Raw genomic sequence first — 13,107 nt, forward strand, 5'->3', positions numbered from 1 at the left:
ACTAATTAATATCTAGTCCGGACAAGTCTGTGTCGTTAAACAGTACCATCCGTAAGTAGTACCTCCATCCTGTGAAGTGTACATTTTCATACACTTATTAGTAATATCATATACCAACATTCCTTCTACAAAATTCGCAGGTGCAATACCTACAGGATTTCCTGCTGAAAATGCCAATCTGTTCGGAACAAAACCTTTTGTTTTAGCTTCTAACACCAACCATGCTCCTGTACGCACTGCAGGCCAGTTATCGCCTGCCGCACCCGCTCTGTCAAGAGAACTAATACCTACTTTACTGATCAATGCAGGATTACCTACACTTGCCACAGCACCAGGCTTGTAACATGCTGTAAGAGCATCTCCTTCTGCGAAAGTGATATATCTGGCAGTGTTGTCTGTGTCAAAACTATTGTTAAAGACCCATTTACCGGATCCTGTGCTTGTACCTGATACAACTTTTACATTAGTGGTAAAAGCAGGATCATCTGCAATCAACATAAAGACAGTTTTCCCCAGAGTAGTTCCAATTCCTGTGTAAGCAACAAGGTTACTTTCGAAGTATAAACCTCCGAGAGTATTGGTACGTTGAGACAGCCATGTTCTTGCAATTCTTCTATAAAGTGCTGAAGAGACTGTAAGGTTTGCAAGTGGTGTCGTTGTAATATTATTATCTCCCAACAAAAAGTAAGTAACATCATTTGTAAATGCACTACGGCTTGCATCAAGGTTTGGTAATACAAAATTATTAGTAGTAGCAACCGTAAGTATTGTACCCGCATTGACACTTTTTGATACTTTTTGATCAAATGCCTCAATATTATCTTTAGCGACACCAAATACGTTATTATTATAAGTTGTATTTAGCGCACCACTCCAAACTGTACTTCCTTCTGTTGCTATGTAATGATCTGTTGCAACACGTCCCAATGTAATACCATATTTAATGGCAAGATAAGTATCAACTTTTCTTCTTTCTGCTGTGGTAATATTTCCGCCACCGTAGATGATGGTTTCACCGATATCTCCTATAATACCTCCGTTATCGCTGGTATTGCCAGTCCAACGGGTATCACCAAATACATGACCTCCTAATGCAAGACCCATTGCTCCGGTATTTACTGTACCAACATTAGCTGCACCATTCAGCCCTCTTGCTAAAGTTGTATTGGTGAATGTATTATACATTATACTAGGAATTGTTGCAGAATAATCTAATCCTGAACCAGGTAATTGTGTTCCGCCTCCTACAGGTCTTCTTTCTATCACAGTACTTGGTAGAAATCCTAAATAATCCCAAGACGAAGCATCAGTTGTCGCATTATTTGCCGTTATACTGAAGAAGTGAGGGTTTGGACTTGAAGGGGATGTTATTCCGCTCTTAGTAAGTGTAAATATATCATTGCTCGTATTGGTAATTGTTTGCGTAGTATTATTACCCAATGTCTGAGTAATTGCTGTAAAACTAACTCCCGGATTGTAGTTGAAAGAAGTAACATCTCCAACTTTATATTTCGGTAATGCTTTTCCTGCAATCTGAGCTGAAACTGTACCTGCAAAATAATCTTTCCAAGAAGTTACGTCTGTACTGTTCCCGGTATTAGCAGCATCAATATCTGCTCTGTACCACTGGCTTAGTCCGTTGATAACACCTCCCGGAGCATGTCCAAATGCCGCGAAAGTGAAATACTGTCCATTTACCAATGTTACCTCTGCATAGTTATAAGTAACACCATTCACTGTCTGAGTATTTAGGGACATATCTGTTACCGTATCTGTATTATCAATTACAACATCAGCACTCTGAATCAGTCTAAGCGCAGTTAAACCTGCAGGCCAAATAATCCGTACCGTTCCAACAGTTCCTGTATTCTGAGTTTTCCAGATAGATTCGAAACGATAATTAACCCCTGTAATTCCACTGATAGGAATTGTAAGACTTTGTTTTAATCCATTGTCTCCTACCATTAGGAATTGTCCGTCTGTTAAAGTGTTTATGTTTAAAGCATTTGTATTTGCCAATGCACCTCCGGCACCGATAATTAATTTCTGCCCATCATTAATGCTTTTTGACTGTTTTTGATGTAAATCAGAGACATAATCATATGCGATACCAAAAATATTATTATTGTAGCCAGTGTTCACGGAACCATTCCATACATTCGTAGAACTACTGCTTAAATAATTTGGAGTATTGGCAGTATTTAATGTAATACCTCCTTTTATGGCCAGGTATGAATCAACCTTGTTGACATCATTTGCAGAAAGTGTACCATCAAAAACAATAGTTTCAGACATGGTCATTCCGGCTCCATCATCATCACCGCCGGCATTTGCATTTCTTCCCAATATAATTCCTCCATCTGGACCTGTTGTTACGCTGGAATAAGTAACGTTTCCTGCAGGAACAGCTCCATTGAACGCTCTTGTAAATAATGTATTGGTAAAACTGTTTCTTACAATTGTAGTATTTGTAAGCTGATTATATCTATACCCTGTAGCAACTGTACTAAATAAAGGAGCTGCTGCTGTATTAGTTCTAACTATTACATTATCGGCACCAAGTCCGGGACTATCATAAGAGTTACCCCCTGTTAGATTTGAATAATTTAATCCCATAATTCTATCCCAGTTATTTCCTGTAACCGGAGTAGTGCTTGTATAGACTGTGTAATTTGCTCCTGAAAGAGAATTTAGAACACTTGTGTTTCCTAAAGCATTTGCAGGTACAAATGTTACTCCTGGATTAAAGTTTAGATTAAGTCCGGTTCCGGTCACTGAGGTCGGAGCAGATGTACTGCTTGATAATGTAGGTATAACAGGTACTTTACCTGCTGAGTAATCTGTCCAAGTTGTTACTGCGCCAGTTGCTGGAGCGACCCCTTTATCAGCTCTGTACCAAAGTGAAGAAAGTACACCTCCCGGAGCATGAACGTATGCAGCGAAAGTAAAATAATTTCCATCACCAAATGTTACGGTTGCTGTGTTATACGTAACACCATTAACTGTTGTTGTTCCAGACATTGGAATAAATGTATCCGCAGCATCTATTGTTGCATCAGTAGAACGGACTAAATGAAATCCTTGCATCCCTGTCGAAGGCCAAGCCACTGTAACAGTTCCTACACTTGATGTATTTTGTACTTTCCAAATAGAAGCAAAACGATAACTAGTAGCTCCTCCGGGAGCTGCAGGATTAGCTAAAGCTACAGAAAGACCTTGCTTTAAACCATTATCTCCGACTATTAAGAATTGACCGTTCGTTAAGCTATTTGTATTAAGGGCATTTGTATCGGCTAAGGAATTTCCCGCCCCAATAATTAGTTTTTGTCCGTCATTGACACTTTTAGATTGTTTTTGATTTAATGCTCCGTCATCTTCTCTCGCGATCCCGACAATGTTGCTGTTATATCCGGTGTTAGTTGTTGAATTCCATACAACTGTTGCAGAACGATTCAGATAATCAGTTGGTAAAGTGCCCAATGCATTTGTAAGGGTAATACCATACTTAATCCCTAAATAAGAATTCACCTGTAGTTTTTCTGTATCGGTCAATACTCTGTCGAAACTGATAACTTCTGAGATATTTCCTCCTGAAGAGTTATTTGTACCACCATCTTCATGGATAAATAAATTATTCCCAATTCCCCTGTTAGCATTCACACCTCCGGATGCAGTTGATGTAGCTCCATTCATACTCAAAGTAGTGGTATGGGTTCCAGATATCCATTTTGGCAGATAATAAGAATTAATGGTAGGGATATTACTAAATCTCGCTAAAGAATTAGGATAGTTAGGCGTTGCCTGATAATTGTCCTGCCAGAAGAAATAGGATTCAGTTGCAGATTGACTCGCAAACCAGGGCACATCTAAGCTGCTTCCCGGAACAACATTATTCCCAAAAGACACCATCGTTAGTTGTTGTGCAAGATTAGCCTGACTCTGCAATACAAAAGTACTCAAGTCTCTGTGTGAAAAGTCCGGGAAAACATCAGCCAAAACTAATCCATCATGTGTTGATAAAGTATTATCTGTAACAGAAGGATTAAAATTATGAATTGCATTCTGAAAAACAGGAGATCCTGTATAAGCCTGTACTGCTTTACCGCCAGATAGGCCATAGTTGACCCATGAAGTTACATTACTTCCTGTTGTAGTTGTGTTGGTTCCATCGTTTGCTCTTAGCCATACTGCTGGTAAAGCAACTCCTCCAGGAGTCTGCACATACGCTGCAAAGGTAAAATACTGGCCATTTGCCAATGTTACATCTGCATAATTATAGATAACACCATTTACAGTCTGAGTATTGACAGACATATCCGTTACTGTATCTGTATTGTTAATCACCGCGTCAGCACTCTGAATAAGTCTTAAATTAGTTAATCCTGATGGCCAAGCAATACGTACCGTACCAACACTTCCTGTATTCTGAGCTTTCCAGATAGATTCGAAACGATAGTTAACTCCTGTAATTCCACTAATAGGAACAGCAAGACTTTGTTTTAAACCATTATCTCCCCAGATTAAATACTGTCCATTATTAAGAGAAGTTGCATTCGCCACATTAGTATTTGCTAATCCGGTTGTTGAAATTAATACTTGCTTGCCCGAATTCGTACTCCAAGACTGTTTTTGGTTCAATCCCGTAGCGTCTCTAGCAATACCTGCAATATTATTGTTATAGCCTGTATTTCCTGAAGCACTCCAGACTACACCACTAGCTGAATTTTTATAATCTCTGGTTCCCTGAGCATAAGTAGTTCCATACTTTATTGCCAAATAAGACTCAACCCGATCCATTTCATCAGCATTAAGTCTATTCTCAAAGATCAACATTTCGTTTACCTGGCCGTTTATAGAACCATAATTGGTATCTCCACCTACGCGGATATCTCTTGCATTGACATCAAGAACAGCATTTTGTAGCTGACTTCCAGAGTAATCTGTTCTACTACCATTGAGAGATACTGTAGAGGCTGCATATGAAGCATTTGTACCCGCTCCATTTTGCCAGTTTGCACCTGCGGTGAAATAAAAATTACTTTGAAAACTATTATTAGTTACTCCTTGATAACCCGGACCTCCGGTAAAAAACAATAAATTATTCAGTCCATTGTTAGAAGTATGTAATCCCGGATAATCCATAGTAGAATCGAATCCGAAAATACCACCTTGTGTTAATGTATTTAGATATCCTGCCGTAAATAATGTTCCATTTGTACGGTCTATGATATTTACTCCAGCTCCAGGTTGGAACTCCATCCATTTACTCTGAAATGTAACAGTGGGATTAAAGTTTGCTAACGTGGTACTATTTGAAAATGTAGGGCGTAATCCGGCAGTTGCCTGCAAAAGATTGAATCCGTTACCTTGAGCATCATTCCATTGATATACTGTCGAGTTATTAGCTGAGCCGGTAACTCCGGCGTCTGAAAACAATGTACCCGAAGCATCAGCTTTGTACCAGGCAGCAGGAGTAACTCCTCCCGGCGACTGTCCGAATATTGGAACAATTGTGCAAATTAATGCAATGCTTATTATTCTTAGAAAATATTGAGGGATCATATTTTCGATATTTATTTTGGTTATACATTTCAGATTAAGTGTAATTAACTTTAAACCTGAATTAGAAAAAATTCCGTGGAAAATTGTGTGCAAATTTTCTCTTGAGATGTGCTTTATGAATGACAGCAAGTATCTCAAATGAAAAAATTAATTAGAGATTAATATTCTCTTCAACCTTATAAAATAAATCTATTAGAAGAAAGATTTATAAAGTTTGGCAGATTTTCCATTTAATTATGAATTAAGATAGTATGGCAGGTGGAGGCCTTGTAAAATTATACCGGTCTGTAATACTCTTTATAAAAGGAAAAGAATATGTGTAGTAGAACTTTTTATTATATAAATTAGAAATTGCAAAATCATACGTTTGGATCAACTCAGCAGATTTGAAAGTATTGTTGATTGTAATAGTTCCAACTTTAATAGAATCACCGCCTGTTTGAAAAGAACTGTCTGACGGATCTTTTGATATGTGTGTTGTGATTTCCGGCTTTGGAATTTTATTTTCAATCTGAACTTCCTTTTTCGCCTTTACAACTGCTTTTACTTTTTTCTTCACATGTTTCTTATAACCTTTACTAATGGAAGAGGATAAGGGTTTAAATGTTTGTGAAAAATTTTCTATTCCATATACGCTGGTTCCTTCTGCAACACGAATTACCGTTGCTGCTGTTTGATCAACCGAGGATACAATAGAAGAGTCTACAACATTTTCAGAGGAAGCCTTGTCTGGAAAAGCGAAAACAGAATTAGAAATAAGAATTAGAAATAATGAAAAAAAGAAACCAAATTTCCCGTGGTAATTTGTGCCACGTTTGGGAAAATTGGATTCTTGTCCTTTTGCATCATTCACAGTTTTAGTTTTTATGATTTTATTTCAATAAGTAAGAGGAAATATCCTTATTGGAATCTTGGACAATATTACAGTGATATTTTATGGTTAAATAAAAGATGCTATAAGCAATTCTGTAATTCTGATAAAAATTATTGTTTTACAAATAAATACAATTGATTTGCAGTGCTTTATCTGTTTTAACGAAATAACTGTCAATGGAAAAAATGATTAGTTTAATCAAGAACGGATATGAAATTATAGTACATTCTAGTAAAGTTGTACAACAACAATTTCTTAAAATTAAAAATATCAATTGTTTTTTAAGGAATCTAAATAAAAAATCCATCGCAACAGGCAATGGATTTATGATTTTAATATTAACATGATTGTGAGCAAAAATTCTACATATAATTATTCTGTGTTTTAGAGACTGAATGTAGAAGATTTACAATGAGATCAAAAAATTGATTTGTTTTCGAAATGATAAAATTATAGATAAAAAGATTTTTTATTTTATCCTTGCTGAATAAAATTAGATGTTGTCTTCATTAAGTTTCTGAATAAAATAAGCGGGTGTTACTCCATTTATTTTTTTAAAAGCTACAAAAAAGACCTGTGGCGATGCATATCCGCAGATTTCCGCAAGATGACTTATTTTATAGCTTCGATACTTTGGTTCATTATAGAGTTTATGAACGATATAGTCAATCTTTAAACTATTGCTATAACTGCTAAAACTATGAGATTTGTGATTCTTTATGATTTCAGAAAGATATTTGGCATTTGTATTTAGCTGAGTAGAAAGCAAACTGATGGTGAGATTGGGCTTAAGAAACTCTTCTGAATTTTCAAAAGCTTCCAATTGATCAAGAATTCTTTTTTCCGTATCAGATGAGATTAAATTTTTGGGTACTGTATTGGTTTCTATCGTATGAGGTACTGATTCATTTTTAATTTTGTCTATCATCAACTCGTAGTTCTTATGCAGCTTTTTATTGTTTCTTCGCCAAAGAATAATTGTTGCTAATCCTGCAATTAATATGAAAGCTCCTGTAATGATCCATAGGTTTTTATAATTTTCCTTATTTTCCGTATCAATTTGAGCGACCATTTTCTTCATGGTAGAATTAGATGCTTTCCTTTCTTCGGAATATAAGCTGTCATTAAGAATGGTATATGCAGATTGATAAAATTTTGAATTTTCATTATCATCCTTTTCTAAATAAGCTTCAAGAAGAAGTTTATAAGATTGCAGCCTTGTGTTGGGATTGCTATGTTGTTTTTCAAATTTTAGTGCTTTTACACTATATTCAATCGATTTTTCTGTTTTCTTTTCTTCAAGATACAGTCTAGATATGACATTATAGGTTTGTGCTTTGTTTACCGGATCAGTGTTAAGTTTTTTGTTTTCATAAATTTCCAACGCATCCAAAAGATGCTTTTCTGCCAAACTTAATCTGTCTTTTTTTTGTATATCATCCAGATATAGTATGGCTACTTGCATATTGTTATAAGCGATAAGGTCATATTTTTCATCAATAGATACAATGTTTCCTCTGTTACTTATCATTTTTGCCATTTCAAGACTTTTCATGTAATTACTATACATGGAGTCAATTGTACCTTTTTCTTTTTTTCTACTTTCATAGTAGATATTCATATTTTCATAAGTATATGCAAGTGATCTTCTTTTTTTATCATTATTTTCAATTTCTGATGCGTAGCTAATTGCTTTTCTAAAATCCATTAGACTTGCATCAGGTAGTCCAAAATATCCTAATACTAATGCATTTCGTCTATAAATATTGGATATATGGCCGTATGTATCTTTTTTATTTTTTGCCGTTTTTTTTAGTTCGTTTCCGAGATCTATTACTTTCTTATCTTTTTCTATCCCCATATACAACCCCATTAAATAATCACCGCTACGCAGAACGCCGTCTTCGTAAGCATATTTTTGTGATTCAGATTTTAATTTTAAAAGTTGTGGCTCATGTTTTGGGTCAATAAATGTTTTACTGTCTTTAAGAATTTTGTTTAATTCTTTGTCGATAGCTTTTGTCTCAGGAGTATTGCCCGCAGGTTCCACATTTTGTGCCCATAAGACTTTGAACGAAAACAGAATAAACAATAAGTAGAGTTTCGTGTTCATGGGGGTATGGTTTTCAGTTAGTTTTTTGCTTGATTAAAAAGAAAGCCAAAAATACAATAATGATGGAATATTAGCAGAAAAATTCATTTTAATTATCAATTATTAGTGAATACAATTTATAATAGAAAATTTTTCATCAAATAATCAGTTACAATTTACTTTATTTTATATTTAATATAGTAAAAAGTAAAAATTTCAACTTTCTATATAAATGGTCAAAACTTTTTACTTAATCCCCGATTCTTTAGCTACTAAAGATACATTGCCTCACTGTTCACTTAAAGATATTGCTTGCATCTTCAACTCTAAACTGTAATTTTTTCTGATCTCTTTCAAACTTTTACAGTCAAAGATTATAAGAATTAAGTCCTTTCAATATAGTGGAAAAAGAGGTAAGAAAATCCCAATTTCGCACAAAACACAATGAATATTTATCAAAGAAAAGTCCGGAGAAAAACTCTACCGGACTTCTTAAACTCAATATAATTTAACTTTCACTTCCCGCAATATCGAGAACGATCCTGCCATCAATTTGCCCTGCTTTCATTTTATCGAAAACTTCGTTGATGTCTTCTAATTTTGCTGAAGTTACCGTTGCCTTCACCAATCCTTCATTCGCAAAATCCAATGCTTCCTGAAGATCTTTTCTTGTTCCAACGATTGAACCTCTTACTGTGATTCTTTTCAATACTGTTTCAAAAATTGGTAACTCAAAAGAACCGGGAGGAAGACCATTTAAAGCTATTGTTCCTTTTCTTCTAAGAACATCAATTCCCTGTTTGAAAGCTATTGGAGAAACAGCTGTGATCAATGCGCCGTGCATTCCGCCGACTTCCTTATGTAGATATTCTCCAGGATCTGTGTTTTTTGCATTGACCACTAAATCTGCTCCTAATTTTTTTGCTAATTCTAATTTATCATCTGAAACATCAATTGCAGCAACATGCATTCCCATTGCTTTTGCATATTGTACGGCAACGTGCCCCAATCCGCCAATTCCTGAAATAGCCACCCATTCTCCAGGCTTTGTTTCGGTTTCTTTTAAGCCTTTATAAACGGTTACTCCCGCGCAAAGAATTGGGGCAATTTCTAAAAAGTTGACATCTGATTTTAAATGTCCGACATATCTTGAATCTGCAATCACATATTCTGCAAAACCACCATCAACGCTATATCCGCCATTCTGCTGAGCATGACACAATGTTTCCCAACCAGTGATACAATAATCACAACAGCCACAAGCAGAATACAGCCACGGAACTCCAACTGCATCTCCTTCTTTTACCATCGCTTCCGGTCCGCAGGCTACGACAATTCCGACTCCTTCATGACCGGGAATTAATGGCATTTTGGGTTTTGCAGGCCAGTCGCCGTCTACAGCATGTAAATCTGTGTGGCAAACACCACAGGCAATTACTTTTACCAATACTTCATATCTTCCCGGTACTTTTACAGGAACTTCCTGGATTTGTAGCGGTTGTCCATAGCCTTGAACAACTGCGGCTTTCATTGTTTTTGGGATCATATTTTGATTTTTTTGAGTTAGTTCTTAGTTTGTTTAATTTAAATTGATAATTATTTTAACGCAAAGGACGCTAAGATTTTTTGTCAGTAAACTGTATATTTTAAGTCCGCAAAGGCGTTTCACTTAAATAAGGTCGCAAAAGGTTTTATCTTAATTTTTTAAGCCTTGTCAAGGTTTTGAACCTTGACAAGGCTCATAAGATATCCTGCTCATCCGGAAAATACCAAATAAGTGAAAATAAACGTACTTTTTGCGTGAGGGATAGGAAGGGTCTCGTTTGAAAAACGATAGTGCGGAGCGAAGCGGAGTACCGAAACGAAGTGGAGCCCTGGATAGCCCGACCGTTTTGCCTCGGCCTAAGCTGAGGCAAACGGGCACGCCCTAATATTTAAAATTAAAAGAAACCTAATTTGTTTTTGTTGTAAGAAATCAACATGTTTTTGGTCTGACGGTAGTGATCTAACATCATTTTGTGGTTTTCGCGACCGATTCCTGACTGTTTATAACCTCCGAAAGGTGCTCCTGCAGGATAAGAATGGTATTGATTGACCCAAACTCTTCCCGCTTGGATCTGGCGCGGAACGTTGTATAACTGATGCGCATCTCTCGTCCAAACTCCTGCTCCAAGACCATAAATTGTATCATTCGCAATTTTGATTCCTTCTTCTTCATCTTTGAAAGTCGTGAACGCCAAAACAGGTCCGAAAATCTCTTCCTGAAAAATTCTCATTCTGTTGTTTCCTTTGAAGATCGTTGGCTGGATGTAATATCCGTTTTCAAGACCTTCTCCAACATGATTCACTTCACCTCCGACAAGAACCTCAGCACCTTCTTCTTTTCCTAATTTGATGTAAGAAAGAATTTTATCTTTTTGAATCTGAGACGCCTGAGCTCCCATCATCACCGTTTTATCAAGAGGATTTCCGACTTTGATGGCTTTTACTCTTTCGATCACTTTTGCAATAAATGCATCTGCAATGTCTTCCTGAACCAATAATCTCGACGGACAAGTACAGATTTCACCCTGATTTAGAGCAAAAAGAACCGCACCTTCGATTGCTTTGTCTAAAAATGCATCGTCTGCATCCATCACTGAACTAAAGAAAACATTTGGAGATTTTCCACCTAATTCTAATGTCACAGGAATGATATTTTCTGTTGCATATTGCATTACCAGACGACCTGTAGCCGTAGAACCTGTGAATGCCGCTTTATTCACTTTTGGATTCGTAACCAACGCTCTTCCCAATTCTGCCCCGAAACCGTTAACGATGTTCACTACTCCATTTGGAAGCAAATCTCCGATGATTTCCATTAAAACCATGATAGAAATTGGGGTGCTTTCTGCCGGTTTTAAAACTACACAGTTTCCTGCCGCTAAAGCCGGGGCAAGTTTCCAGATTGCCATTAATAAAGGAAAATTCCATGGAATGATTTGAGCGATTACTCCAAGTGGCTCATGAACGATCAATGAAACAGTATCTTTATCTAATTCGTTGTGAGAACCTTCATCTGCTCTGATCACCGAAGCAAAATATCTGAAATGATCGATCGCTAAAGGTAAATCTGCTGCCAAAGTTTCTCTTACTGCTTTACCATTATCAATGGTTTCAACGGTTGCTAAATATTCAAGATTTTCCTCGATCCTGTCTGCAATTTTGTTTAAAATAATACTTCTTTGCGTTGAAGAAGTGTCTTTCCAAGTCTGAAATGCTTTTTCCGCTGCGTTGACAGCCAATTCTAGATCTTCTTTAGATGAATGTGCTGCCTGCGTGAAATTTTTGCCGTCAACCGGAGAAACTACGTCAAAATATTGACTATTGACAGGAGCTGTAAATTTTCCGTCAATATAGTTATCGTATTTGCTTTTGAATTCAGGCCACTGTAAAGTCGTGTCTGATTTTTGTTCTGTAGTAGTGCTCATATTAGTATAATTTTAATTTTTCTGTTCAACCAAATTACACTTACCTAGCACAAACGTATAGCATAATCCTACAAAAAAACATCAAAATAGTGCAGATGGTTAATTTTATAGTTTTATTAACAACTGCATAGCGTATAAATTTCTATATTTGATAGAAGTGGCAATAAAAAATGTTTAGAAATGAATGATAATAAATTTTTATTAAATACTCCTGAATTAAAGACGGAGAATCAGCTTTTAAACTTAATTGAAAATCAAACGAAATTTAATCTAAACAATTGTGAATTTAGTATCTATGAAACTCACAAGACTGCTTTTGATGTAAAACTTCATTTTGAAAATATCGCTTTTACAGCCATGCTCCGTGGCAAAAAACATATGAAACTGGATAATAAAACGAGTTATTTCGACTATTTTCCGGGAGAAAGTATTTTGGTTGCCCCCGGAGAAACAATGGTGATTGATTTTCCTGAAGCCGATGAAACTCCGTCACAATGCATTTCTTTAAGCCTTAATCCAGAATTTATCGAGAATTCTTTAAATCATTTAAATTATCATTTACCAAAAGTTGACGAAACTTCACAATGGAATATTCAGCTTGATGAGTATTTTCTTTTTAATAATCAATCTCTTACTTCTGCAACCAACAATATCATGAGAATCGCGATGGACGATAATTCTCAAAAGGATATTATGGCAGATTTTGCTTTGAAAGAGTTGTTGATTAGACTCATGCAAACCCAAGCAAGAAGTATGGTTGAGAAAAATATTGCTAAAAATAAATCCAGAATTGGTTTTGCAGTGGATTATATTAAAAATAATCTTCATCAAAAATTATCAATTGACAGTATTGCTAAGTTGGCTTATGTAAGTAAATCCAATTTCTTTAAAATGTTTAAAGACGAGCTAGGAACTTCTCCGAATGAATTTATTTTGCAAGAAAGGATTAATAAAGCAAAGGAATTATTGGCGAGCCAGAACAGTATTAAGGAAACTGCTTATCAGACAGGATTTTCTGATACTAATTATTTTACGAGAGTATTTAAGCAATTAGTTGGTGTAACTCCGAAAAGTTTTCAGGATAAGGTTATACTTTAAATAAAAAAAAG

At 35.9% G+C, this 13,107-nt stretch carries 6 protein-coding genes; 1 reads left to right on the forward strand and 5 read right to left on the reverse strand.

The genetic code is table 11. The annotated features are described in order from the left end of the window. Positions 1-12: 12 nt before the first annotated feature. From AC1Q7L_RS20070 to AC1Q7L_RS20090, 5 genes are all read right to left on the reverse strand, one after another. The gene (locus tag AC1Q7L_RS20070; protein ID WP_492307553.1) at positions 13-5,562 is read right to left on the reverse strand and encodes a beta strand repeat-containing protein; all 5,550 of its coding nucleotides are present in this window, start codon (positions 5,560-5,562) and stop codon (positions 13-15) included. Between the two features lie 241 nt (positions 5,563-5,803). Beyond that, the gene (locus tag AC1Q7L_RS20075; RefSeq protein ID WP_492307552.1) at positions 5,804-6,415 is read right to left on the reverse strand and encodes a hypothetical protein; all 612 of its coding nucleotides are present in this window, start codon (positions 6,413-6,415) and stop codon (positions 5,804-5,806) included. A 514-nt stretch (positions 6,416-6,929) separates the two neighbouring features. Next, a complete protein-coding gene (locus AC1Q7L_RS20080; RefSeq protein WP_492307551.1) occupies positions 6,930-8,549 on the reverse strand; it encodes a hypothetical protein in 1,620 nt (539 codons plus the stop codon). 487 nt (positions 8,550-9,036) lie between these two features. Then, positions 9,037-10,074: an alcohol dehydrogenase AdhP gene (gene adhP / locus AC1Q7L_RS20085; protein WP_492307550.1), complete on the reverse strand. Its 1,038-nt coding sequence runs from the start codon at positions 10,072-10,074 to the stop codon at positions 9,037-9,039. Between the two features lie 394 nt (positions 10,075-10,468). Beyond that, positions 10,469-11,998, reverse strand: a complete 1,530-nt coding sequence (locus tag AC1Q7L_RS20090) for an aldehyde dehydrogenase family protein (protein ID WP_492307549.1) — start codon at positions 11,996-11,998, stop codon at positions 10,469-10,471. Between the two features lie 180 nt (positions 11,999-12,178). Here AC1Q7L_RS20090 and AC1Q7L_RS20095 point away from each other — a divergent pair, with 180 nt between their 5' ends. Continuing rightward, entirely contained in the window at positions 12,179-13,096 is a 918-nt protein-coding gene (locus AC1Q7L_RS20095; protein ID WP_492307548.1) for an AraC family transcriptional regulator, read from the forward strand. Positions 13,097-13,107: the final 11 nt, after the last annotated feature.

This window comes from Chryseobacterium sp. GW823-FHT05E08 (assembly GCF_058795655.1).

What these genes read in the sequence shown, in the direction of transcription:
- AC1Q7L_RS20070 (WP_492307553.1), bottom strand. Translation starts at nt 5,562, where the DNA reads ATGATCCCTCAATATTTTCTAAGAATAATAAGCATTGCATTAATTTGC.
- AC1Q7L_RS20080 (WP_492307551.1), bottom strand. Translation starts at nt 8,549, where the DNA reads ATGAACACGAAACTCTACTTATTGTTTATTCTGTTTTCGTTCAAAGTC.
- adhP (WP_492307550.1), bottom strand. Translation starts at nt 10,074, where the DNA reads ATGATCCCAAAAACAATGAAAGCCGCAGTTGTTCAAGGCTATGGACAA.
- AC1Q7L_RS20095 (WP_492307548.1), top strand. Translation starts at nt 12,179, where the DNA reads ATGAATGATAATAAATTTTTATTAAATACTCCTGAATTAAAGACGGAG.
- AC1Q7L_RS20090 (WP_492307549.1), bottom strand. Translation starts at nt 11,998, where the DNA reads ATGAGCACTACTACAGAACAAAAATCAGACACGACTTTACAGTGGCCT.